26 protein-coding genes are annotated in these 25,754 nt (G+C 38.3%); 12 read left to right on the top strand and 14 right to left on the bottom strand.

Translation table 11 applies throughout. The features are described from left to right. Window positions 1-53: 53 nt before the first annotated feature. The 4 genes from VLZ86_RS02540 to VLZ86_RS02555 all read right to left on the bottom strand — a co-directional run bounded on the left by VLZ86_RS02540 (window position 54) and on the right by VLZ86_RS02555 (window position 3,474). On the bottom strand, window positions 54-506 hold the full coding sequence (locus VLZ86_RS02540; RefSeq protein ID WP_325448402.1) for a nucleoside deaminase: 453 nt from the start codon (window positions 504-506) through the stop codon (window positions 54-56). A gap of 36 nt (window positions 507-542) precedes the next feature. Next, window positions 543-839, bottom strand: coding sequence for a cupin domain-containing protein (locus VLZ86_RS02545; RefSeq protein WP_325448404.1), 297 nt, complete (start codon window positions 837-839; stop codon window positions 543-545). 43 nt (window positions 840-882) lie between these two features. After that, the gene (locus VLZ86_RS02550; protein ID WP_325448406.1) at window positions 883-2,175 is read right to left on the bottom strand and encodes an alkaline phosphatase family protein; all 1,293 of its coding nucleotides are present in this window, start codon (window positions 2,173-2,175) and stop codon (window positions 883-885) included. A gap of 720 nt (window positions 2,176-2,895) precedes the next feature. Next, window positions 2,896-3,474 carry a superoxide dismutase family protein gene (locus VLZ86_RS02555; RefSeq protein ID WP_325448408.1) on the bottom strand — a complete coding sequence of 193 codons (579 nt, stop codon included), beginning with the start codon at window positions 3,472-3,474 and terminating at the stop codon, window positions 2,896-2,898. A gap of 224 nt (window positions 3,475-3,698) precedes the next feature. Between VLZ86_RS02555 and hemN the strand changes: the two genes are divergently transcribed. The 12 genes from hemN (at window position 3,699) to VLZ86_RS02615 (ending at window position 16,605) form a co-directional block, all read left to right on the top strand. Then, window positions 3,699-5,063, top strand: coding sequence for an oxygen-independent coproporphyrinogen III oxidase (hemN, locus tag VLZ86_RS02560; RefSeq protein ID WP_325448410.1), 1,365 nt, complete (start codon window positions 3,699-3,701; stop codon window positions 5,061-5,063). Between the two features lie 94 nt (window positions 5,064-5,157). Then, complete coding sequence (locus tag VLZ86_RS02565; RefSeq protein WP_325448412.1) at window positions 5,158-5,988, top strand: universal stress protein; 831 nt, start codon at window positions 5,158-5,160, stop codon at window positions 5,986-5,988. A 182-nt stretch (window positions 5,989-6,170) separates the two neighbouring features. After that, window positions 6,171-7,616: a copper-containing nitrite reductase gene (nirK, locus tag VLZ86_RS02570; protein WP_325448414.1), complete on the top strand. Its 1,446-nt coding sequence runs from the start codon at window positions 6,171-6,173 to the stop codon at window positions 7,614-7,616. Between the two features lie 137 nt (window positions 7,617-7,753). Next, entirely contained in the window at window positions 7,754-8,530 is a 777-nt protein-coding gene (locus VLZ86_RS02575; RefSeq protein ID WP_325448416.1) for a formylglycine-generating enzyme family protein, read from the top strand. A 94-nt stretch (window positions 8,531-8,624) separates the two neighbouring features. Continuing rightward, window positions 8,625-9,347 carry an SCO family protein gene (locus VLZ86_RS02580; protein WP_325448418.1) on the top strand — a complete coding sequence of 241 codons (723 nt, stop codon included), beginning with the start codon at window positions 8,625-8,627 and terminating at the stop codon, window positions 9,345-9,347. Window positions 9,348-9,405: 58 nt separating this feature from the next. After that, window positions 9,406-10,665, top strand: coding sequence for an alginate export family protein (locus VLZ86_RS02585; protein WP_325448420.1), 1,260 nt, complete (start codon window positions 9,406-9,408; stop codon window positions 10,663-10,665). A gap of 163 nt (window positions 10,666-10,828) precedes the next feature. After that, window positions 10,829-11,593 carry a NosD domain-containing protein gene (locus VLZ86_RS02590; protein ID WP_414652535.1) on the top strand — a complete coding sequence of 255 codons (765 nt, stop codon included), beginning with the start codon at window positions 10,829-10,831 and terminating at the stop codon, window positions 11,591-11,593. After that, a complete protein-coding gene (locus tag VLZ86_RS02595; protein ID WP_325448422.1) occupies window positions 11,580-12,287 on the top strand; it encodes an ABC transporter ATP-binding protein in 708 nt (235 codons plus the stop codon). The genes VLZ86_RS02590 and VLZ86_RS02595 overlap by 14 nt, the downstream gene beginning before the upstream one ends. Further along, window positions 12,280-13,062: an ABC transporter permease gene (locus VLZ86_RS02600; protein WP_325448424.1), complete on the top strand. Its 783-nt coding sequence runs from the start codon at window positions 12,280-12,282 to the stop codon at window positions 13,060-13,062. The genes VLZ86_RS02595 and VLZ86_RS02600 overlap by 8 nt, the downstream gene beginning before the upstream one ends. A 71-nt stretch (window positions 13,063-13,133) precedes the next feature. Then, entirely contained in the window at window positions 13,134-13,529 is a 396-nt protein-coding gene (locus VLZ86_RS02605; protein WP_325448426.1) for a hypothetical protein, read from the top strand. Between the two features lie 95 nt (window positions 13,530-13,624). Beyond that, on the top strand, window positions 13,625-14,473 hold the full coding sequence (locus VLZ86_RS02610) for a hypothetical protein (protein WP_325448428.1): 849 nt from the start codon (window positions 13,625-13,627) through the stop codon (window positions 14,471-14,473). 134 nt (window positions 14,474-14,607) lie between these two features. Then, a complete protein-coding gene (locus tag VLZ86_RS02615; protein ID WP_325448430.1) occupies window positions 14,608-16,605 on the top strand; it encodes a TonB-dependent receptor plug domain-containing protein in 1,998 nt (665 codons plus the stop codon). Between the two features lies 1 nt (window position 16,606). On the opposite strand, the gene VLZ86_RS02620 is transcribed toward VLZ86_RS02615, so the two are convergent. From VLZ86_RS02620 to ccoN, 10 genes are all read right to left on the bottom strand, one after another. Further along, entirely contained in the window at window positions 16,607-17,068 is a 462-nt protein-coding gene (locus tag VLZ86_RS02620; protein WP_325448432.1) for a hemerythrin domain-containing protein, read from the bottom strand. Further along, window positions 17,040-18,266, bottom strand: a complete 1,227-nt coding sequence (locus tag VLZ86_RS02625; RefSeq protein ID WP_325448434.1) for a hypothetical protein — start codon at window positions 18,264-18,266, stop codon at window positions 17,040-17,042. The genes VLZ86_RS02620 and VLZ86_RS02625 overlap by 29 nt, the downstream gene beginning before the upstream one ends. A 249-nt stretch (window positions 18,267-18,515) precedes the next feature. Then, the gene (ric, locus tag VLZ86_RS02630; protein ID WP_325448436.1) at window positions 18,516-19,247 is read right to left on the bottom strand and encodes an iron-sulfur cluster repair di-iron protein; all 732 of its coding nucleotides are present in this window, start codon (window positions 19,245-19,247) and stop codon (window positions 18,516-18,518) included. A gap of 110 nt (window positions 19,248-19,357) precedes the next feature. Beyond that, the gene (locus VLZ86_RS02635) at window positions 19,358-19,792 is read right to left on the bottom strand and encodes an Rrf2 family transcriptional regulator (RefSeq protein ID WP_325448438.1); all 435 of its coding nucleotides are present in this window, start codon (window positions 19,790-19,792) and stop codon (window positions 19,358-19,360) included. A 97-nt stretch (window positions 19,793-19,889) separates the two neighbouring features. Next, window positions 19,890-20,591: a sulfite exporter TauE/SafE family protein gene (locus tag VLZ86_RS02640; protein WP_325448440.1), complete on the bottom strand. Its 702-nt coding sequence runs from the start codon at window positions 20,589-20,591 to the stop codon at window positions 19,890-19,892. Then, on the bottom strand, window positions 20,592-21,038 hold the full coding sequence (locus VLZ86_RS02645) for a FixH family protein (protein ID WP_325448442.1): 447 nt from the start codon (window positions 21,036-21,038) through the stop codon (window positions 20,592-20,594). A gap of 127 nt (window positions 21,039-21,165) precedes the next feature. After that, window positions 21,166-22,590: a cytochrome c oxidase accessory protein CcoG gene (gene ccoG / locus VLZ86_RS02650; RefSeq protein ID WP_325448444.1), complete on the bottom strand. Its 1,425-nt coding sequence runs from the start codon at window positions 22,588-22,590 to the stop codon at window positions 21,166-21,168. Between the two features lie 65 nt (window positions 22,591-22,655). Next, the gene (locus VLZ86_RS02655) at window positions 22,656-23,534 is read right to left on the bottom strand and encodes a cbb3-type cytochrome c oxidase N-terminal domain-containing protein (RefSeq protein WP_325448446.1); all 879 of its coding nucleotides are present in this window, start codon (window positions 23,532-23,534) and stop codon (window positions 22,656-22,658) included. Beyond that, the gene (locus VLZ86_RS02660; protein ID WP_325448448.1) at window positions 23,531-23,716 is read right to left on the bottom strand and encodes a CcoQ/FixQ family Cbb3-type cytochrome c oxidase assembly chaperone; all 186 of its coding nucleotides are present in this window, start codon (window positions 23,714-23,716) and stop codon (window positions 23,531-23,533) included. Before VLZ86_RS02660 ends, VLZ86_RS02655 begins: the two co-directional genes overlap by 4 nt. Before the next feature lie 6 nt (window positions 23,717-23,722). Continuing rightward, on the bottom strand, window positions 23,723-25,754 hold a 2,032-nt coding region (gene ccoN / locus VLZ86_RS02665; protein ID WP_325448450.1), incomplete at its 5' end, for a cytochrome-c oxidase, cbb3-type subunit I.

The raw sequence follows: 25,754 nt of genomic DNA on the forward strand, positions 1-25,754 counted from the left end.
TTATTTAGAAATGTCCATGCTTTATTGGCGTAAAAAACTGGGTTCTCTAATAATCAGTCATGCAGCGCAGAGCATTCCTTTTCCAAAACACCTTTTACGATGGTCGGTGGGGCGCTCCATCTTTTAATTGTAGTATCCAACAGGATGCGAAAATGAGAACTGAATCCACCAATTTCTCCAGTGGTTATTCCCGTTACAACTATTGGAATTTTCATATGGCGGATCACATACGAACACATGATGCAAGGTTCGTGAGTAGTGTAAAGGGTGCAGTCTGAAAGGTCTTGTTTTTCAATGTGTTTTGTCGCATCTCGGATGGCTTCAATTTCCGCGTGGAACGTGATGTCTTTTTGCGTTTTTCCGCCTTCAATCCCTTGCCCAATAATTTTTCCATTTTGCACGATGAGGGCGCCCACCGGACTATCTCCGCGTTGTTTTGCAATTTTAGCCAGATCCATACACAATCGCATATAGGACTCATGCGCTTTTAAATATACGTTGTCCATGGGTCTATTCAAATTATATTAAAACACCGCTCAACATTAATTGAAGAACGTAAATTTGATCTCTTTTGGCATAAAATGAACACCTTTAAAATCGGTAATGGCTTCTATTTGATGCCTGACATCTGGGGGTACAATTATCGTGTCCCCTTGTTTAAGAATGTGTTCTTCATTGTTCATTTTAAAGAGACACTCGCCTTCTCGTACAAAAACAATCGATTCTAGGTTCGCAAGATGTTCTGGCAATAGTTGTCCAGCATCGGCCTGCATTTGTTTGGCGATCAACACACGGCCTTCCGCCAGCGTGGTTACTTTGGGTGGCGTTACTTTTTTCATGTTTTTATAGTTTTAAATGTATAGATTCCAAACGATAATATATTTATTTTTTAGGCGATTTCAAAACACCTTTTAGCGTGGATAGTTTGCCATCCACAGAATCAGGGATTTCCAATCCTAAAATGTCGCAGATTAATGGATAAATATCAATGTTCTGAAATGAAGGTATTCTATATCCCGTTTTAAAAGCGGGGCCCTTGGCGTAAAAAATACCATGCATATCTTTATTTGTACTGTCAAAGCCATGCACACCAATGGTTTTGATATTGTTTTGGTTCAAAAGCGCGATATTTTTTTCATTGGAAAAATAATAGCCGGAATCTGGTACGAGTTGGATGCTGCCCCAATCCTTGCTTTTTGGTGTGTATTCAAACCCTGGAGTCTCTTGAGTTTTATAAACTTTAAAATGCTTTTCTTTTTCTTTCAGATATCGAAAAACGGCGTCCGTTTCAACGCCCTCATTTGGATGGATATTGACTATAGAGCCATTATCGACCGTACGAAACAAACCATCGTTTTGAACTGTTTCGATAGGGATGAGGTGATCTGTAGAAACCGCTGCCATCCCATGGTCGGATACAATGATGATGTTAACTGGTAAGCCGGTCGCTTTCACGCCATCGAGCAAGATGCCTAAATTCTCATCTAAACGCGCGAGTGTTTTTTGCAATTCTGCTTCATTATTTGGCCCATAGCGATGTCCGGTATCGTCCATATCAGAAAAATACATGGTTATCAAATGCGGCCTTTGTTTTTCAGGTAATGCCAACCACTCTAATACCTGTGAGATTCGTGTTTCATTTTTTACTTTTCCGTCATAATCTTTAGAATAGGTTGGTCTTACACCTTGTATTTCGGCATCAGAGCCAACAAAAAAATAACTCGCCGTGACCATATCATGTTTATCTGCTTGCACCCAAATAGGCGTACCGCCGTAAAAATCGCCATCACTAACAATTTGTCGGTTTCGGATGTTATAGGTCGTGTTCTTTTTATGGCTATAAAAAGAATTGCTCAAGATGCCATGATGATCGGGATACATCCCGGTGGCAATGGAATAATGATTGGGAAATGTTTTGGAAGGAAAAGTGGAGATCAACGAAGCTGCACTGACGCCATGCTTACTAAAATCACTGAGATGCTTAGGCTTGTACTTTTCTACATAATCCCAACGAAAACCATCCAGGGAAATTAAGAGTACATATGGTTTTTTAAGCGAAGCTTTAGAATTGACCGTAGGAGAGGCCGTTCCTATGTTTGAACTGGATCCACAGGATGCCATCGTTATTGACAACAGCACAGAAAGAAGACCGTATAGAACTATTCTTTTCAACATAATTAGTTTAATTGGGAGAGGCGTTTCGCATTTTGCAAACACTCACATTACAAATGTTAAATGCGAATTTAAAGAATTTAAAAGGTTAAACTATGGTCTTCCATTTCAAAATATCATGGGTACCGCCCACTTTATATTATTTTACTGAGAACACGGATAAAAATATCCACGTGATCAAAATACTATTGAACAGCATTTAAAGAAAGTTAGTTTTGATCCGTTTAAATCAAAACCAGAATAAGATGCGTTGGGACCATTTATGATGTGTGTAGTGCTGTGAGGTTTTTGGACCTTACATAGCCCCTTTTTTTCTACTTTTTGGTATCAGAGCCTGTGTATTTTGATAGGTTCTTCTCTCAGCATCTGCCTGTGTTTTGGTTTTCTTTTACATTCCTCCCAGAAAATCAAATTTAAAGGAAGCTCACTCGAACCATTGTCGAACGAAACTGAGAGAAATTCCTTAAAAACGACATCGATCCGACAAAAGCAGACAAAAGTAGACAAAACACGACCTTCTAATGATCTTTAGGAGATGGATTTAATGAGCCTTTATCGAGAAGCACCACTGTGTATCTTGCTTTAAGAGATGGCTAACCCTCTATTGTAAATGATTACCCCTGTATGAACCTATTAAGTGTGAGGCTAGGAAAAGATTAAAATAAAAAAATAAAAAAGCCACTTTTGAAAGTGGCTTTTTGTATGATAAAAATGTTATGGGTGTTATTGAATGATACCACCACAACTTATGCGCCCGCCAGCATCACCTGTCGGTTGTGTTTTGAAATCGTCAATGCCCTCGTGGACGATGATGGCTTTTCCTATAATGTCTTTATTGGCGTCGCCACATCCAATGCACCATTCATCTGTAGTCATGGTAATGGTTGCGTTTCCATTGGCATCGGCCTTAAGGTTCCCAATATCGCCTTTGTGGTAGCCATCCGCACTTCCCCATTTACCGTGAGGTTGGTTGGTTGGATTCCAATGGCCTCCAGAAGAGGTACCATCGGCTGCTGAGCAATCGGCTTTTTCATGGAGGTGGATGGCGTGTTCACCTTCGGTAAGTCCGTCAAGGACCACCACCATAGTGACAGCACCGTCTTCTTCAGTGAAAACGGCATTTCCTTTCACCTTACTATCGCTTTTCGGTTCCAAGGCCACTTGTAGTTTTATGACTTCTTTTACCGGGACTTCTTTAGATAGTTCTTGGTCCTCGACCTTAGTTTCCTTTTTATCCTTTTTGCAAGAAGTTGTCATGGTCAAAGCAAAAACTGCTAAGAGTATCAGTGATATTCGTTTCATGGTTATAGTTTTTAAGTGTTTAAATGTTAATAATGAAGGATTAAAGTTACAGTTAATTTATGTGTTTTTGGCTATTGGGAATGTAAAATAAAACATTCATCTCAAATAGCTGCTATTCTTAGTCCCTGCTAAAAATAATTTAAACGGCCCAGATTTCATGACTTATATCATATTTTTTATAGCGTTATTAAAATAGTTTTGGATCAGATATAATCGAAATGAAAATGAATAGGTCTTTAATTGATAAATACAATGTTGCCGGTCCAAGATATACCAGTTATCCGACGGTTCCTTATTGGGTTGATGACACGTTTTCTATGAAAGCTTGGAAGGATTCACTTCTTAAGTCTTTTGCGGAAAGTAATGTAGAGGAGGGGATGAGTCTATACATCCATCTCCCATTTTGTGAAAGTTTATGTACGTTTTGTGGCTGCCACAAACGGATTACCAAGCAACATAATGTTGAAATACCGTACATCAATGCCCTAGTGAAAGAGTGGGACCTTTATTGTGATCTGTTGCCCTCAAAACCCAAAATAAAGGAAATGCACTTTGGAGGTGGCACACCCACCTTTTTCTCACCTACCCATTTGAGCTTGCTCATCAACTCCATTTTAAGACGTGCCACTTTGGCTGACAATTATGAGTTCAGCTTTGAAGGCCATCCCAATAATACGACAGTACAACATTTACAAACTTTTTATGACCTCGGCTTTAGACGTGTCAGTTTTGGAGTTCAGGATTATAATGAAACGGTGCAAAAGGCAATCCATAGAATTCAGCCTTTTGAGAATGTCAAACGGGTGACTGAGCAGGCTAAAGCCATCGGTTATGATTCGGTTGGACATGATCTTATTTTCGGATTGCCATTTCAAACCGAAGAGCACATCAAAGAAACTATTGCAAAAACAAAACAGCTTCAACCTGATCGGATTGCATTTTACAGTTATGCGCATGTCCCATGGATAAAAGGCAATGGCCAACGTGGTTTTAATGAAAGCAACCTGCCATCTGGAGACGCCAAAAGACAGCAATATGAATTGGGTAAGACCTTACTTTTTGAAGCCGGTTACCATGAAATTGGAATGGACCATTTTGCCTTAGAATCAGATTCATTGTATCAATCCATGATAACAAATCAACTCCATCGTAATTTTATGGGCTATACGGCTTCAAAAACCAAAGCCATGATTGGCTTGGGCGTGTCGGCAATTAGCGATAGTTGGTTTGGGTTTGCCCAAAATGTAAAAAACGTTGAAGATTATTACCATTTGGTAGAGGAAGGCATTATTCCTATTGTAAAAGGTCATATCTTGAACACTGAAGATCTTATTGTCAGAAAACATATTCTTAATTTAATGTGTCAATTTGAGACCTCATGGACATCAGAAAATCTGTATTTTGAAGAATTGCCTGAGATTTTAGAGAATTTGAAGGAAATGGAACAGGATGGGTTGTTGTTGCGTAATGAAGCACAATTGGCCATTACTGAGAAGGGTAGGCCATTCGTTAGAAACGTTTGCATGGCCTTTGATTTGCATTTAAAAAGGAAAAAGCCTGAAACACAGCTTTTTTCAATGACAGTATAAATTGTAAAGATTAAAATCAAAAGTAGACAGTAATTTTCGTTTGTCACTTTAATATAATATTACTAACTTAAATTTTTATAAAAACCACCTACCCATGAAAAAGATAATTGTTCCAATAGATTTCTCCAAGTATTCTGAATATGCCCTCGAGGCCGCAGCTATTTTGGCGAAAAAAAACAATGCTGAAATATTTGCATTACATATGTTAGAAATGTCCGATGCGATATTGACTGCTTCAAATGATGGACCAAAGCCAAAAATGTTGTTTTTCTTAAAGCTTGCCCAGCAAAAGTTTGATGAGTTTTTAAGCAAAGATTTTCTGCAAGGCATTAAAGTCACCCCAATTGTCAAACACTCCAAGGTGTTCAGTGAAGTCAGCGAAGTTGCTGAAGAGCACAATGCCGATTTGATTGTCATGGGTTCTCATGGTGTTAGCGGGTTTACAGAGGTTTTTGTAGGTTCAAATACTGAAAAAGTAGTGCGCCATTCCAAACTTCCTGTTTTGGTAATCAAGCAAAAACCGAATAATCTTACTTTTGAAACGGTAATTTTTCCGTCTGATTTTACGGAAAAGAGTGTAGATGTCTATAAACGGGTTTTAGAAACATTGGGAGAAAATTCCAATGTACATTTATTATATGTGAATGTTCCGGGTGAGAATTTTAAAAGTACCGCGGAGATGGAACAAAACGTCGCCAATTTTTTAATGAAAGCCGAAGGGAATATGAACAATTTAAACAAGGTTCATTATGTATCAGATTATTCCATTCAACAAGGGATTATGAATTTTTCGAATCTTTTTGGTGCCGATTTGATCGTCATGCCAACCCATGGAAGAAAAGGACTGGCAAATTTTTTTGAAGGAAGTATTTCTGAGGATTTGGCAAATCGAGCCAATCTACCGGTAATGACATTTAAAATATAGAGAAATATTTATGATATTTAAGACAATAATTTATATCTTATGTCATGTAACAAATAGTCATTAAGGCTATTGGTTACATGACGTCTTTAATTAGGACAATAATATCCGAGATATGATAAAAATCATATTTTGTGTGGTTAAATACCAATAACTTTGAACCGTAAACCAATTATAATCACAATATGAAATCAAAACTAAAATTCACAGTGCTCATCGCAACAGTTTTTTTATTTAGCTGTTTCCAAGAGAAAAAAGAAAAGTATACTGCTGCTGAAGATATCCCAGTCAGTCTGGAGATGATTGCAGAATTGACCGCACCACCCCACGTGCCAAAACCTGTAGGTAATCGTAAAGCAAAGAAACTAATTGTAAAAATGGAAATCCTTGAAGCCGAAGGTGAAATTTCAAATGGGGTACGTTATGTATTCTGGACGTTTGGAGGTTCAGTTCCAGGAAGTTTTATCAGAGCTCGAGTAGGAGATGAAATCGAGTTCCATTTGCAAAACCACCCAGACAACAAACTACCTCACAACATAGATCTACATGCAGTTAACGGTCCAGGTGGGGGTGCGGAGTCTTCTTTTGTTGCTCCCGGCCACGAAAAAGTGTTTTCATTTAAGGTATTGGCGCCTGGCTTGTACGTTTACCATTGTGCTACAGCTCCTGTAGGGATGCATATTGCCAACGGAATGTATGGTCTTATTTTAATAGAGCCGGAAGGTGGCTTACCTCCAGTAGATAAAGAATATTACGTTATGCAGGGCGATTTCTATACAGCGGGCCCTAACGGCGAACGTGGTTTACAACCTTTTGACATGCAGAAGGCAGTTGATGAAAAAGCGGATTATGTGGTCTTTAACGGAAAAGTAGGGGCATTGACTGGCGATGGCGCATTAACCGCCAAAGTAGGGGAGACCGTAAGACTTTTCGTAGGTAATGGTGGACCAGGATTAGTGTCGTCTTTCCACGTTATTGGAGAAATATTTGACCGGGTAACCGTTGAAGGCGGTAGCTTGGTCAATGAGAATGTCCAAACAACATTAATTCCTGCCGGTGGTGCAGCCATGATAGAATTTAAGGTCGATGTTCCGGGGTCTTACGTTTTGGTAGACCACTCTATTTTTAGAGCGTTCAATAAAGGTGCTTTAGGCCTGTTGAATGTAACCGGTGATGAAAATGAAAAAATCTATTCTGGAGAGCTTATGGATAATATTTACCTTCCAGAAGGTCCAGGAATCCAGAAAATGCCAACAACAAGTGAGATTAAAGAATCCGATATTCCTGCAAAGTCATTTGAGGAGCAAATGAAATTTGGAAAGCAGATTTACGGACAAACCTGTATCGCTTGTCACCAAGCAGAAGGACAGGGGATCCCAGGTGCCTTCCCTCCTTTGGCAAAATCAGACTATCTAAATGCCGATGTTGACAGAGCTATTGAAGCGGTTCTTTTCGGATTAAGTGGAGAAATTACGGTCAATGGTGAGAAGTATAACAGTATCATGACCGCCCAAATGATTTCACAAGAAGAAGTTGCCAACGTAATGACCTATGTGTATAATAGCTGGGGCAATAATAAAACCGTGGTAACTCCTGAAATGGTGAAAAAAGTGAAAGAGAGAAAGAAGTAGTCGACATTGAAATTGCCCGTCTGAATGACGGAGTCGAGCAGGAAGTTGAAGTTGAATCCCGATCGGGAGAGGTTGAAAGCGATTTTTTAACAACCGACAACTGACAACAGAAATAATAAATTTAAAAAACACAAATTATGCGTACCAAATTCTTCAGATTGTCCTTTGTTTTGATTTTTGTCCACATATATAGTTTTGGGCAATCTGGGGATATGGCACGTATTAATGGCGCCCGTTACATTCCGTTATACGGAAGGGATTCCACAGTAGTTGAGGTTAAGGATTTTGATTTGGATAAGTATCCGGTGACCAATGAACAGTATATGGATTTTGTTAGGAAATATCCAGAATGGCAGAAATCTAAAGCAAAAAAGATCTTTGCGGATGGGATGTACTTGCGAAATTGGAAGAATGATTTTGAACTTAATGACGACGCCAAATTAAATAGTCCTGTTACTTATGTCAGTTGGTTTGCAGCCAAAGCCTATTGCGACTGTATGGGCAAGCGCCTGCCAACCATGGACGAATGGGAATATGCGGCCATGGCAGATGAAACGGTTAAGGATGCCAGAATCAAAAAATCCTACAATGAAAAAATTCTGTCCTGGTATGAAGCCCCGCGATCCAATGAAAATTATATTGGTCAAAACCCAAAAAATTATTGGGGTGTATATGATTTACATGGCTTAGTTTGGGAATGGACCTCCGATTTCAATTCCGTTTTGCTTTCGGGTGAATCAAGAAAAGATCAGGAAACGGACAACAATTTATTCTGTGGAAGCGCCTCCTTGGGGGCTACAGATTTAATGAACTACGCAGCGTTTATGCGCTACGCATTTAGAGGCAGTATCAAGGCCAATTACGCGATAAAGAATCTCGGATTTAGATGTGCCAAGGATATTGAAACCCCATAATGATTATGAAACGAGCATGCTATAATTATCATTACCCGTGGAAATGATTACTAGCGGAAAGCATGTGACTTTTGAAAAACAATACATATAACACATGAAAAAAACACTTTTTATACTTTGCAGTATCCTTTTTATAGGATTTACTGCTTGTAAAAATGATAGTTCCAAAGCATCGGAAGAAGCCATTGCCTATTACTGCCCAATGGAATGCGAAGGTGATAAAACGTACGATAAACCTGGAAGTTGTCCGGTTTGTAAAATGGATTTAATCCCCGTGGAAAGCTCCAAGACCGTTAAAAAAGACTCAGATGAAATTTCAGACCTTTCAATTTTCAACCTGAAATCGACCTGGACCGATCAAAATGGCCAAGACCTTCAATTTGAAGATCTCAAAGGGGATGTTTTGGTGACGGTTATGATTTACACCTCGTGCAAAGCCGCCTGTCCAAGATTGGTGGCCGATATGCGGAATATTGAGGAGCGATTGTCAAAAAGCACAAAGGAACACGTTAAAATGGTATTGGTGAGTATTGATCCAGTTACAGATACTCCGGAACGTTTAAAGGCCTTTGCTGAAGAAAACGTCATGGATAAACACCCTTGGCTGTTTTTGCGATCATCAGAAGATAATACCCGTGAATTTGCTGCCGTTGTAGCGGTTAATTATATGAAAATTTCACCAATTGATTTTTCACATTCAAATATCATCACGGTCTTTAATGATCAAGGCGAAATGGTATTTCAACAAGAAGGTCTTGGAGTCAATTCTGATGCCACTGTTCATAACATAGAAAAAGCGGTCGCCGCCATAAAATAGGCTAATAACTTCTTATTGCACAAGCCAAAACCACTATAGGTTCTTATAAATAAAACTCATGAAAAAACTACTCCTTTTAATGTGCTTCGTCACATTGAGCCAGACATTCTTTGCCCAGGAATTTGGCATCGATCTTCAGTTAAGACCACGGGCTGAGTACAGACATGGCTTTAAAACCCTAGTTCCTGATGCGGCCGATGCAGCAACATTTGTATCACAACGCTCCCGCCTTAATTTGAATTATGGCAGCGAAAAATTGAATGCTTACATTTCTTTACAAAATGTAAGAACTTGGGGAGAGGTCAGCACCTTATCGGCAAGTGATGCCAACGGCACCGCCATCCATGAAGCCTGGGCATCATTTAAATTGGATTTGGAGTTTTCATTTAAAATGGGACGTCAAGAAATCATTTATGATGATTCGCGAATTTTTGGAAATGTAGATTGGGCACAGGCGGGAAGAAGCCACGATGCGTTTATAGCCACTTACCAACCTAATTCTAAAAACCGATTGGATATTGGTCTCGCTCTGAATGAAGAAGATGAAACCCTGTTTAAAACCGATTATGATGTCAATAACTACAAAGCATTCCAATATGCCTGGTACCATACAAGTTTTGATAATTTAAATTTAAGTCTCTTGGCGCTCAACACAGGATTCACCTTTGATCAAGCTGGAAAACAAGAAGTGGATTACAACCAAACGCTGGGCGGTTTTGTATCCTTTGGAAGAAAACACTTGAAGGGCGATGCATCGGTTTATTTCCAAACTGGAAAAATTGCCGATCGCAACTTAAGTGCGTATAATTTGGCGGGAAACTTACAGTATCAAATCACTGCAGAATTTGCTTTTGGTCTGGGTGCCGAATTGCTTTCAGGAACCGACATGGATGCGACATCAGACAAATTGAACTCTTTTAACCCGTTGTTTGGGACCAATCATAAATTCAACGGATGGATGGATTATTTCTATGTGGGCAATCATATTAATTCTGTGGGACTCTTGGACATCAGTGTGCCTCTAAAATATCAGAAGGAAAAAGTAACGCTACAATTAATACCGCATCTGTTTTCATCTGCTGCAAATGTGGTAGACAATCAGGGGAATAAAAAAGACAACTACTTAGGCACAGAAATAGATTTTTCATTCGGTTATAAAATTGCTTCTAATATTGAGTTTCAAGTGGGCTACTCCCACATGTTCGCCACTGAAACCATGGAAGTTATAAAAGGCGGCAACAGAAACAATACCACAAATTGGGCTTGGGCCATGTTTGTATTCAAACCTAAATTATTCACCCACACTGTAAATAACTAATCTTTGTTTTTATTGTAATTTCTTTGAACGGAATTTCGAGAAAAACACCTTAAAAAATTCCTTGAGGACAACCGTATTATGTCTTGAAGGATTTTTTTATGCGTGATTCTTATCGATTGTACCATGCGTTTTTTGATAGATGGATGATAAAAATTCCATTAAAATGTTAGGTAATGAGGTCTTTAGTTTAAACTATTTTTATAAAGAGGACAAAAATATCCTAAATATGATTATTGTCATGTTTTTCTCCAGTAATATAGCCATCACGGATAATTTCAGTAAGAACAATGTGCGCTATGGCCTGCATTTTATGTTCAGTAATAATAATAACGTCATTAATAACGTGTTTGAAACCAATGGTGCTGGAATAGCTTTGATGTTTTCAAAGTTTATGGAGGTAGAGCACAATGTGATTACAAAAAACTGGGGAACGGCGGCCTACGGGTTACTTTTGAAGGAAGTCACCGACGTTAACCTCAAAAACAATGTGTTTATTGAAAATACAGTTGGAATAACGGTTGAAGGAAGTAACCGTTTGGTGTATTCCAACAACGATTTCACGAGCAATGGTTACGCCATAAGAGTGAAAGGTGCCTGTTACGAGAATGAAATTATTAAAAACAACTTTTTATATAACTCCTTCGATATTTCCTATAATGGAAAAATCAATGATAACAAATTTGATAATAATTTTTGGAGTAATTACACCGGCTACGATTTAGATAAGGACGGCATTGGCGATGTGCCCTACCGCCCAGTAAAGCTCTTCTCATATATAGTGAATAGAACCCCAGAAGCTATAATTCTATTGCGAAGTCTATTTATTGATCTTATAGATTTCTCTGAAAAGGTTTCTCCAGTGTTCACCCCAGATGATTTGATGGATGAAAATCCAAGAATGAAACGCATAGACCATGATAAAAATTAAGGATTTATATAAAAAATTTGGAAAAAATGAGGTTTTAAGTGGCCTCAATTTGGAAATCGGTGAAGGCGGAATATTTGCCGTCTTAGGCCCAAACGGCTCAGGAAAAACAACCTTGATCAAGTGTTTGTTGGGCATGGTTATTCCAAATAAAGGCGAGTTCACTGTATTGGGAGAGAATATAAAAAGTGGCTCTAATTACCGACACAAAATAGATTATTTACCTCAAATCGCTAATTTTCCAAATAACTTAAAAGTAAAGGAATTAATAACAATGATTAAAGATCTACGTGGTAAAACCTCTTTGGATCAAGACTTAATCAGTCTGTTTAAATTAGAACCGTTTTTAGATAAAAAATTAGGAAACCTTTCTGGGGGCACCAAACAAAAGGTAAACTTGGTATTGACCTTTATGTTTGATAGTCCTTTGGTGATCTTGGACGAACCAACTTCAGGTTTAGATCCCATTTCATTATTGCGTTTGAAAAAATTAATCCAAGCAGAAAAAGCCAAAGGTAAAACCATTCTGATTACCTCACATATTATGAGTTTTGTTGAAGAAATTTCAGATGAAATTGTATTCCTATTAGAGGGTAAAATTTACTTTAAAGGAACGATTTCAGAACTTAGAAACAAAACCAATCAACCGGATTTCGAACATGCCATCGCATCCATATTAACTGACAATCATGTTTAAGATATTAAAATATAGTTTTTACGATTTAATGCGTAGCCGTTGGAGTTACGTGTATTTTGCCTTTTACTTATTGCTGGGTGTGGTGTTGTTATTTTTAAACAATGATCTTTCCAAAGCGGTCATCACCTTGATGAATGTCATTATTGTTTTGGTACCTCTAATAGGGACCATTTTTGGCGTCATGTACTATTATAATTCAAAAGAGTTTACCGAATTATTATTGGCACAGCCCTTAAAACGATCGTCCATTTTCTTGGGTCAGTATCTTGGAGTGGCTATTTCGCTGTCTATGAGCTTGATTTTAGGATTGGGGATTCCGTTTGTTTTCTACGGCCTGTTCATGTCCAATGCCATTTGGGATTTTTCCTTATTGCTGATTACAGGAACGTTTCTGACCCTCATTTTTACGGCTTTGGCCTTTAACATTGCATTGTCCAATGAAAATAGAATTAAAGGTTTTGGTTATGCCATTCTACTGTGGTTGTTTTTGGCCATTATCTATGATGGCATCTTCTTAATGTCCTTGATTATTTTTGAAGATTATCCTTTGGATAAATTATCCTTGATTGGAACCTTGTTAAATCCGATAGATCTCTCGCGTACGCTCATCTTGCTTAAGTTGGATATTTCTGCGTTGTTAGGCTATACCGGTGCCGTATTCAGGCAGTTTTTTGGAACCAATTTCGGATTGATCGTATCTTTTTCAGCTTTGAGCTTATGGGTGATTTTACCAGTGCTGAGAATAACCATGAAAGCCAAGAAAAAGGATTTTTAAGTCTTTTATGTCGGAATTAAATTGTGATACTTATCATATAAAATACAAAATTTGAGACTTAAATTTGCACTATGATTGCGACCATTGCACATAAAATCACAGCCTATGTTTTGGTGTTTATATTATTTGCACATAATATCAATACCCTTGTGATTATAGGTGATTTTTTGGCAAATCAGGCCATCATTGCAAAAAACCTGTGTATTCAAAAGGACGATCAACAAGGCTGTAATGGGAAATGCCAATTGACCAAACAGATTGTAGAAAGCACACCAGATTCCAACAACGATCTTCCAGCACAAGAGACGAGACGCATGTCTTTGGACGCGTTTTGTTTGTACGATATAGTGGTCACAGAAAGCCAAACTGAAATCTTGGTGACTACCAAGAACACAATCTTCGATTACTCACCAGCAATTATTCTTCAGTATCAGGATATTGATACGCCACCACCCAATTTTAGTTAATTTTTTCGGTATAAATTCTTCCTTCCCTTTTCTGGCTTGTTTCAACGAGCGAGTAGGGGATTTCAAAACCTGTTTTAAACTATAATACTCAAAAAATGAAACTAAAATATATCCTCCCAATCCTGGTTATCGCTTTATTTACAGTGTCATGTTCAACTGATGACGATAATTCAGATACCATACTCAATGAAATTGAAGGTCTCAAAAAAATCCAAGACCTGACCAACACCACACATACTGTTGAATTGTACAATAGTTCCGGTAAATTTGAAACCGGTTATAATGCCATAAGCCTCCGGATAAAGGACAATGCTTCCAACCACTATGTTGAGAACGCTTCCTTATCTTGGATCCCTGTGATGCAAATGCCTTCAATGAAACATTCTTCTCCAAAGTCGGAGATCACTAAATCTCTGGGCAAGAAAACGCTTTTTGAAGGATTTATCGTTTGTCAAATGGCTAACCTCGATGGTTCTGGATGGTCTCTAAAAATTGATTATTCAATAGATGGCATTGATTTTTCTGTCCATTCAGAAATTACTGTTATGCAAAGTGAATATCAAAACGTGGCCAGTTTTATGGGAGCCGATGACCAACGATATGTTCTTGCGTTGATGGGACCAGAAAAAGCTAAGATTGGTATCAATAAGTTAAAGGTTGGTTTGTTTAAAATGGAAACCATGATGGCTTTTCCAGTGGTTGCAGATTATAAAATGACCTTGGATCCGCGCATGCCAGGCATGGGAAACCACAGTTCTCCCAACAATACCGATTTGAGCTATAATGTCGCAGATAAAACCTATGAAGGTAATTTATCGCTCACCATGACAGGTTACTGGGTGCTCAATCTGAAGTTGTTGAATGCTTCTGGTGAGGTCTTGAAAGGCGAAAGTGTCACCGAAGCACATCCGAAAAGTTCCCTCTACTTGGAACTTGAATTTTAACCCATTCTATTTTATAAATTTCACAAAACTATCTAAACACATCGTTCTGTCAGGTTGAGCGTATTCGAAACCAAATTGAATTTTCGAGCAATCTCATTCTGACAGAAAGGATAGTTTTTATACCCACTACGACAATGAAAAAGCTTATAACAGCTGTGATTTGGGTGTTTTGTGGCGGATTTATCTTCGCTCAAGAATCTCATGACACTAAAAAAGATACCACTAAATTAGACGAAATTACTTTGGTGGGCCGACGGAAATTGAGCAATTATCGACAAGAAAAAACCTTATCGAGTATTGACGATTATTTAGAAAAATCGAATAAGATTACCATGATCAAACGCGGTAATTACGCTTGGGAACCCGCTATGAACAATATGAATAGCGAACGCTTGAACGTGACTATTGATGGCATGCAGATTTTTGGTGCGTGTACCGATAAAATGGATCCCATTACTTCTTATGTTGACGTGTCCAATTTACGGAAGGTAAGTATTGGATCAGGCCAATCAGGATCAGAAAATGGACATACGATTGGAGGTGGTATCGATTTGCAATTGAAAAATTCAAAATTCCACCAATCCGGATTAAGAACAAGTGTCGATTTGGGTTATGAAACCAATGGCAATTATAAAACCGGTGGTTTGGATCTGGAGTATTCTGGGAATAAGTTCTATCTTCATGCGGATGGGATTTATCGTAAGTCGGATAATTATGATGCTGGCAAGAATCAAGAAGTGCTGTATTCGCAATTTCAAAAATATAATATGTCGTTGCAAACGGGTTATAAATTAACAGATCATCATACTTTTGAAGCAGCTGTTATTTATGACAAGGCAACAGATGTTGGCTATCCAGCATTGACCATGGACGTGTTACTTGCCGAAGCGCTGATCACTTCAGTCACGCATAAATATGAGAATGATACGACCTTTATTCGGTCTTTGGAGTCTAAACTCTATTTCAACACCATCACCCATGTTATGGACGATTCCAAGCGCCCAGATGTGCCTATTCGCATGGATATGCCTGGATGGAGTGATACGTATGGGGTTTATAGTAAAGCGTCTATGAACGTCAACAAACACGCACTTGAAGTCAGTCTCAATGGGTATTACAACCGCTCTTTGGCAGAGATGACCATGTATCCCAATGATCCTAACCAAGCTGCTATGTTTATGTACACCTGGCCAGATATTAGAACTTTGTATTCAGGAATTTATGTAAAGGATACTTATGATTTTAATGATCATACATCGCTTTCAACGGCTCTGAGAATCGGTTTTCATCAAAATGAGATTGCGAAAGAAACTGGCTTGGAAAGTCTTCAAATATTCTATCCAGAAATTGGAGCAACAAAGAACCGTGTGTTGTCCAGTTTTACATCGAATTATCTATTTAAAAAAGAACATTATGATCTGTCTTTTGGAGCAGGTTACGGTGAAAGAGCGCCTTCAGTAAGCGAAGGTTACGGGTTTTTCCTTTTCAATAGTTTTGATAATTACGATTATATCGGCAATCCGACGTTAAAAAATGAAAAAGCTATTGAAGCCAATTTTAAAGCAAATTACCATGAGAATAATTTTCATTTAGGATTTGAAACCTCCTATTTCTATCTCATGGATTATATCATTGGAAGTATGGATAAAAGCTTGAGTCCAATGACTATCGGTGCTGATGGGGTAAAAGTTTATAGCGCCCTTTCAAATGCCAAGATTTTTAATGCCTATTTGAATTCATCCTATAAGTTTTCAGAGTCATTTTCGATAAACGGCACTGTGGGGTATAATTATGGACGTGGTAGCAATGGCGAGAACTTGCCATTGATAAAGCCTTTTTCTTATTTGGCAGAAGTTAATTACTCAACCGCCAAATTCAATGCTGCTCTACAGCTGGAGGGCAATGCCAATCAAAGTAGGTACAGCAATTTTTATGGTGAGGATGAAACCGCTGCCTACGGGATTTTAAATATAAACCTTGGAAATGAATTCAATCTCAACACGAATAAAGTGATCTTGAAATACGGAATAGAAAATATTTTAGATGCCAATTATTCAACTTACGCCGATTGGAACAATATCCCACGGCAAGGGAGAAATATATATGTAAATATGTCCTATGTCATTTATTAAATTAGAGCCAGAACGCATCGTCCATATTATCAACAAAGCGTTCATCGTGATGGATATCGGCAATGAGGGCCAATTGTTCTTCTGTAGCGTTTTTTTGTATCTCCGGGAATAGGATGCGTTCTTCAAAACGGATGTGTTGTTCTAATTCTTCTTCAATTTTGTGCAAAGACTTTTCAATATCTTTATCATCATTGAAGAGACGTTTTAAGCGTCTATGCTCAGCCAACGCACGTTTTATCAAGTCATTATCGGCATCTAGAAGCGGGAAGATGTGGCTTTCTTCAAGTTCAAAATGTGGGATTAATTCATTTTTAAAAAACCAATCGGCATAAGTTTTAATGCGTTCTATGTCTATGTTTTTGCTGAATCCACTTCTGATCTTCCAAGAAAGCAATAAGCCATGATGGTGCTCTCTGCTAAAAGGTTGAAGTGCTTTATGTCGTTTTAATGGTTTTGGGTTCATGATTGAAAATATTTAAGATGAAAAATAAAATGCCTAAAGGCAAAAGAATACTGCTAATAAAAAGTAGCAAATAATAATTGGGCAACATCCCAAGGTCAAAATAGTAAAAAAGACCTTGGATAAGCAATAAAACCTCAGTAGTAATGAATCCAATAGTAAAGGAATAGATGCCAAAGGTCAAATATTTACTTTTAAGAGAAATCAGCGAAGAACTTAAAAGAAATGCAAACAAAAATCCGGTGATGACACCCAACATCATTAAATGGATAAAACCGATAACAAAATTGTGATATTGATACGCCATTCGAGAAATGGTAGGGACGATGGAGCTTGTTTGCAAGGCTATTTTAAGAATAAAAGAGATGAGCGCCAAGGCGTACATCCATTTGATTAAGGTTGGTGTTTTGAGCCAGAAATCTTCCCAATGAGGTCGCAACAAGAGAATGAAATAATAGCCTGTTAAAAGCTGTAAAAATGCGCCAAGGCCATTGATCCATAAAAGCATGGGATGAAACGCAAACCAACTGACAGGTAAAGCGAAGGTCAGCACGGTAGAGGCAATAAGTGTAATGAAAAAACGCTGAAACACTGTGGTGTTCTTTATGTGAAATTGCTGCAAGAAAATCGCTAAAACAGCAAACATAAACCAACCATTAAATTGAAAATGCAGGAAAAATTGAATGGCTGTTTGGAAAAACGCCGATTCTATCCCTAACATGGCGGCAGCTGGACCTAAACACCAAATACCAATGGTTGAAATGAACATAAACACTAAGGACGCCTTCAGTAATAACCGGATAGGCTTGGCAGTGATTTTATGGTTTTTCCAGATCACTCGGATAAACAAGTAGCTACAAACAATGTGTAAGGTTGAAAAACTGATAGATATTGCAGCGTACCCTTGAAATGGAAAACTGACCATCATACCAATAACCGCAACCTCCGTGAGCCAAAATAAACGGTTGTAAACCGGTTTTTTATCTGGAATAAAATGATGGACTATCAGAACATATAACATGAGATAGACCCAGCCCAACATGGCGCCATGGGAATGGGCATGCATTAGGCTCCTAAATTCAAAAGGTAACGGTTTTACAAATTCATGAAGAGGAATCACAAAAACATATCGTAACATTAATCCCATAATGGCCGCGACCAAAAAGTTTATGAGACAGACAATAACAAGTTTTTTTTGCATTTAAGAGGTTTTCATTACTCAAGAAGTGAATCCACTATGATAGGATTTTTTTTGACTAATAAAGAATTTACAAAGTAGAATTCTTCGGTCATTTCACAAAATGTTTTGCATTGAAAATTTCAATGTTTAATAAAGAAACACTTCCTATCGTTTCCTATTATGTGGATCTTGTTTTCCCTCAAAGAAACATTCAATACCACAGCAGGTTTAGAAACGAAAAGGAAGTGTCTTCAACAATTAAAACCAAAATCAATTAAGAGTCTGTTCCAGCTGAATAGCTTTAGGGAACAAAATGTTGTTTTCCAAGTGTATGTGCAAATGCAAATCCTTCTCAAATTCATCCAACATGGCATAGGTTACTTTGTAGGTGTTGCAAGCATCGGCAGGTGGCGTATAGTTATTGGTTAATTCCACAATTTTTCTGAAACGATCGCCTTCCAGTTCATGGTCATGTTTCATCAATGCAATTGGATTCTCAACCGTGGTAAACTGCGGGGACTCAATTTTAGTGCCTTCCATTTGTGCCTTGACCATACGTTTTATAAAAGGGAAGAGGATGAGCTCTTCTTTTTTCATATGTGATGCCATTTCTTTGGCGCATCCTATAAAGAGTGCGGTAACTTCTAAAAGTTCAGGATGTCTTTGTCCGTGCACTTTACATAGTTTATCTAAGAATTGACGTAAAACTGGCGCTTTTTCTTCAACATAGCGGTGGTGTTTCTTCTCAATGTACTCTGCCAACAAATCCAATGGCCACGACTTATAATCGATGGATTGCTGGGTGTTTGAAATTTGAATTTCTAGCAGTTTGCCCAGTAATTCCTCAATCTCAATATTGTTTTTTTTACAAACTTCTTCGACAGTTCTGTCGCCTTTACAGCAAAAATCGATACCGTAGTTAGAAAATACAGCTGCAGTTCTAAAATCGTCAGCCACAAATTGACCGATCTGTTTTTGTGCGTCTTTATGTAATGTTTCCATAAAATTATTCCCATCCTCAATAATCAAGGATTATTTTGGGTTCTTATTAATTAGACAATTATTATTTCGGATAGTTTTATCCTATTTATATTCAATTTTTTTAATGTTATCTAAACTTTTAAAAAGGAAGCTCCAGATTTGATGTCCAAAGCCAATTGTTCAAGATTTGTGCTTTGGAGCATCTTTTTTAAATCGTTACGGATGGTGGCAAATTGTTCGTGCACCGGGCAGGGGTGATTTTCATCACAGACATTTAAACCTAAACCACAGCCATGGTAGATGCTGTCACCATCTATGGAATTGACAATTTGAGAGAGTTTAATGGATGAGATTTGTTCTTTTGGAATTTCAAATCCACCATAAGCGCCTTTTACTGAATTTATAATGCGATCCCTTACTAAGGCTTGAAGTATTTTTGCGGTAAATGCTTCTGGGGAATCGATTTCTTTAGCTATTTCCTTTAAACTGACACGATTACCATCATAAGAGTTCAAGGCTATATAAATTGATGCTTTGATCCCATACTCGCAAGCTTTTGAAAACATTTGAATTTCTTTTTAAGTTAAACAAATATACAATAATATTCAATTCGGACAAAATTATCCACATTAAAGTTTTCTATGATATTTTAAATTGAAATCATTAGTCGCAGTTAATATTTCCTTGGACCATATCAACAACAGGGGCAGGAGAGATGTATGGAATGCCTAGCCCCATGCCCCGAAGAATAAACAAGATGCCTATAACCACCACAAATACGGGAATTGCTTTTTGAATTCGCTGCTTTACTTTCGTATTCAGAAATTTTCCAAGATAGATTGCTGAGGTCATTAACGGGATGGTACCTATACCAAACAAGGCCATGTATAAACTCCCCTTAAGGGTACTTTCCATGGCTAAGGAAGCAAAAACGGCCATATAGACCAATCCACACGGTAAAAAGCCATTGAGAAATCCGATGGTAAGAAAGGTGTCGGCAGTTTTTTTCTTGAACGCTTGGCCTAAAGCTCTTTTTACTCTAGAAATCAGCTTATAGATAGGTTTTGAAAAATTATATTTGTTGAAGATGCTTGTAGGCATGAGCACGACTACAATCATTAATATTCCGATACCTATGGAGAGTTGTTGCTGTAGGCCAAAAATATAGAGACTTTTGCCCACCAATCCGAAGAAAAGACCAATAATACTATAGGCTAATATCCGACCGAAATGGTACGTGAAAATCTGGAATACTTTTTTTGCGGAATTTTCACGATCTACCGGTAACATAAAAGCAATCGGACCGCACATGCCAACGCAATGAAAACTTCCTAAAACACCAAGTATGACGGCAGACCAGAGCATTTAATAAACGATTTCCTTTTTGTAGATGTATAAATCTTCTTTGTATTGCCAATCGACCTTTATATTCCAACGACCACCTAATAAACGTTTGTCAGGTATGAGCAAATTATGGTCAGACAATGAAATTTCACTTTCAAAGTCCAATTGTTTATTAGATGGTCTATATAGGAATACTTTTCCTGTAACTTCTGAAGGTTCCATGTCATTTGGAAAGGTAAGAACAACTCCTTCCGGAACACGTTTCCAGGTAATATCTTCTTTTAGATGTTGTGCGTTTTTCTGTTTGTTGATTTCCTTTTCAAATTCCAATTCCTGCTTATAGTAGTTTTCTACAACCAAGTCATGTTCATACTTCTTGTTGACCGTCATGGAAATAACAAAATACATTATAAAGCTTATAAAAAATATAAACGCCAACACAATCCCTGTACCCCAATTAATTTTCATAATTTCTCAGATGCCTACGAAGGCAGACATCTCTTTTTAATTCGTTAATACCTAATTTCTCAAACCCACATGTCCTGACTCTTTGGGAGTAAAACCTCTCCGCTTATTTCGTTCTTTTTCTGCTACGCTAATTATAGCTTCTTGGTCCCAAAAAGTTGACGGATGTTGTTTCAATCAATTCGTCATCACTGTAAACCTCAATCATTACTTTATTCTTATCGGATTTTAATTCACTCTGATCAATTTCAATAAACATAGTCCCTTCGGCTAAACCTTGCATGGGAACGATAAAGCGATCCTCTGCAGAAACCACCTTAACAACCCCATTATATCCTCTTAATTTGAAATTAATTTCCGGAATATCTCTTGTGGTTTTGTTGATCAGTTTATAAGTAAAGACATTACTGATCATATTGTTTTCTTTATGTTCGTACAACTGACCGGGAAGTCTTAAAACTCGAGCTTCCACATCATTTCTTAAGAGTAACATCCCAATAAGAAGACCGGTCAAAATCACTAAAACTGCAGAATACCCCTTTAATCGAGGTGTAAATTCGAATTTCTTTTTCTTTTCAATATTTTCTTCACTGGCATATCTAATCAGACCCTTTGGAAGATTGATGCTCTCCATTATATGGTCACATTCGTCAATACAAGCCGTACAATTGATACATTCCAATTGGGTGCCATTTCTAATGTCAATACCGGTGGGACAAACATTCACACACTGAAAACAATCAATACAGTCTCCAAAGCCAAGAGCTTCCCTATCTTCATTTTTTCGGAATTTTTTCCGGCCGTTTTCACCTTCACCACGCTTGTGGTCATAAGCAACAACGATCGATTTGTTATCCAATAAAACGCCTTGTAGTCTCCCATATGGACAGGCTATAATACATACTTGCTCTCTAAACCATGCAAATACAAAGTAAAAGACCCCTGTAAAAATAAGCAAGGGAAGTAACGTGCTGGCATGTGCTACGGGACCTTCCGCGATATAGACCAACAATTTGTCACTGCCTATTAAAAACGCTAAAAACACGTTGGCAATGATAAATGAAATCACTAGAAATAGAAACCATTTAAATCCGCGTTTCCTGATCTTTTCTGCATTCCACTCTTGTCGATCCAAACGCATCTGTGCACCTCTGTCGCCCTCAATGGCGTATTCAATCCGTCGGAAGACCATTTCCATGAAAATGGTCTGTGGACAGATCCATCCGCAGAAAATTCGGCCAAAGGCCACCGTAAACAGTGCGATGAAAATCACACCAATCAACATTGATATGACAAAAAGATGAAAATCTTGAGGCCAAAAAGGGAATCCAAAAATATTAAATCGGCGTTCTAAAATGTTGAACATTAAGAACTGGTTGCCGTTAATTTTAATAAATGGGGCTGACAAAAAGAAAGCCAAAAGGACGTAACTCACCCATTTTCGATAATCGTAAAATTTCCCGCTTGGTTTCTTGGGAAATACCCATTTTCGTTTACCTTCCTCTGTAAGTGTGCCTATTGAATCTCTAAAGCTTTCGTTATTAGGTGTTTCCACGTTTTTTTATTTTATCCCGAAGGATATGATCGGTTTTTCAAAATAAAATCCCGAGTAATTATAAATTATTCTTCTACCCAAATATCACCTTCTGGCTCTTTTGGATTTGCGGGTGTTGTACCTTGGAAGGTCAGGATGTAACTTGATACCTGGGCAATTTCTATTGGTTTTAAAGTTGACTTCCATGGGACCATCCCTTTTCCACTACGGCCACCCTCACTGACGGTGTGGAAAATATTTTTGATTCCACCACCCAGAATCCAATGTTCATCGGTAAGGTTTGGACCAATTCCACCACCACCATCTGGCATATGGCAAGCAACGCAATAGGCTTCATAAACCACTTTTCCATTTGCTAAATCGGCAGGGTCGGTCATTACGGTTACAGAATCGAAATCGACCAAATCTTTGGCATTCTTTTTATACTCTTCCAACTCCATTTTGGCAATTTCTAAAGTGGACTCTAATTCGTCATATTGGTTAGCGCCGTCAAACACGTGAAACCGCAACATATAAATCGCTGCGAACACTATGGACGCATAAAAACCATAACGCCACCATGGTGGAAGATCATTATCCAATTCTCTGATGCCGTCATAATCGTGGTCTAGAATAATTTCTCCTTCTTTCTCAATTGGTTTGGAACCCAACATTTTGACATAGGTTTTTTTAACCCAATCCACTATTCCAGGAGTTGATTTTTTAGTCGCTAAATATTTGGCCTTGGCGGCTTCATCCAAACTTTGAAACATCACATTCTCCAAAGCGGCCAGGATAGCCTCAATACCTAATATGAGAAGTAATACCAACCCCAAGAACAATACAATCATAGGATTGTTCATAAATGCGGGATGGTGCGGGGTGCCCACAAATAGTTCTATAATACCCCAGATTATAAAAAACAACAAGGGTACTCTAACGTATGATGGAATCAAATTTCTCATAATTGTGTCTCATTTTGATTGTCTAAAGGAATCTCGCTCATTCTGTCGATATATTCTTTTTTTGCGGTAATTACCCACCAAAAAAGAGCAACGAAAAAAATGAAAAATATCAGCAAGGAAATCATGGGGTATATTTCAATCCCTGAAATACTGTCCATATGGTGTTTTATATATTTCAGCATAATGGTTTAGTTTTGTGTTGTTTCTAAATCTTTAACTTTAATATCAGTGCCAAGGCGCTGTAAATAGGCAATAATTGCCACAATCTCACGGTCTCTCATTTCAACAAAATCGGCGCCACCGTTCGCTTTATCTTTTTCGTAGGCCTCAGCAAAAGCTGGATCCCCATAAAGATTCTCTTCAATTTTTGTCCCTTGTTCGGTCATGCTTTGTTGTGCATTTGCTACGTCTTCTTCAGTATATGGTACTCCAAGGGTCATCATGGCTCTCAATTTTCTTTCGGTCACAGACTTATCCAATTTATCCGTAATCAACCATTTATAACCCGGCATAATAGATCCAGAAGACGTACTCTGCGGATCATACATGTGGTTAAAATGCCAACTGTCAGAATATTTGCCGCCAATTCTATGCAAGTCAGGTCCCGTACGTTTACTTCCCCAAAGGAATGGATGGTCATAAACATACTCGCCGGCTTTTGAGAATTCACCATAGCGTTCTACTTCATCCCTAAACGGTCTAATCATTTGAGAGTGACAGCCAACGCAGCCTTCTCTAATATATAGATCTCTACCTTCAAGCTCAAGCGGAGTATAAGGCTTAACACTTGTAATGGTTGGAATGTTTGAATCAATCACTAAGGTTGGTACAATTTGAACGATACCGCCAATAAGGATGGCTATTGTTGCTCCAATGGTCAATTGAACAGGTCTACGCTCTAACCAGCTGTGCCAGTGCTCGCCAGCTACCATGCCTTTTGAAACGCGTTGTAAGGCTGGCGCTTCTGCAAGCTCGTCAGTCACTTCGCTACCTTTTCTAACCGTTTGAATAACGTTGTAGATCATGACGATCACTCCTGCCAAGAATAACGTACCCCCAATGGCACGCATCCAATACATTGGCATAATCTCAGTAACAGTTTCCAAGAAGTTACCGTAAACCAAGGTACCGTCAGGATTAAATTGTTTCCACATACTTGCTTGGGTAAAACCAGCAACATATAATGGCAAGGCATACATGATGATCCCTAAAGTTCCGATCCAGAAATGGACGTTTGCTAAACCTATTGAATAGAGTTTTGATTTGGTCAATCGCGGGATCAACCAATAAATCATTCCAAACGCTAAAAATCCGTTCCAAGCCAAGGCTGCCACGTGTACGTGCGCAATAATCCAATCGGTATAATGTGCGATGGCGTTTACGTTTTTAAGCGATAGCATTGGCCCTTCAAACGTAGCCATCCCGTATCCGGTAATAGCCACCACCATGAATTTTAAAACAGGATCAGTCCGTACCTTGTCCCAAGCACCACGAAGGGTCAAGAGTCCGTTGATCATCCCTCCCCATGAAGGCATTAGTAACATAACCGAGAATGCGACACCTAAATTTTGTGCCCATTCTGGTAAAGCTGAGTATAGTAAGTGGTGCGGTCCTGCCCAAATGTAAATAAAGATCAAAGACCAAAAATGGACTATGGAAAGTCGGTATGAGTATACAGGCCTGTTGGCTGCTTTAGGGACGAAATAGTACATTAATCCTAAAAATGGCGTGGTCAAGAAAAACGCTACGGCGTTATGGCCATACCACCATTGTACCAAGGCATCTTGCACGCCAGCATAAACAGAATAACTTTTAAAAGCACTGACCGGTATCTCTAAACTATTAAATATGTGAAGTACGGCAACTGTAACAAACGTGGCAATATAAAACCAGAGCGCAACATATAAATGGCGTTGTCTTCTTCTTAAAATGGTCCCGATAAGGTTCCAGCCAAAAACAACCCAAACCACTGCAATGGCAATATCAATTGGCCATTCTAGTTCAGCGTATTCTTTTGAAGTTGAATAACCCAATGGCAGTGTAATTGCCGCAGCAAGAATGATTAATTGCCATCCCCAAAAGTTGATTTTACTTAAAGTGTCACTGAACATCCTGGCTTTCAGTAACCGTTGTGATGAGTAGTACACCCCAGCAAAAATGGCATTACCTACAAAGGCAAAAATAACTGCATTGGTGTGTAAAGGCCTCAACCTTCCAAAG

The organism is Gelidibacter sp. (genome assembly GCF_035515035.1).
GTDB lineage: Bacteria > Bacteroidota > Bacteroidia > Flavobacteriales > Flavobacteriaceae > Gelidibacter.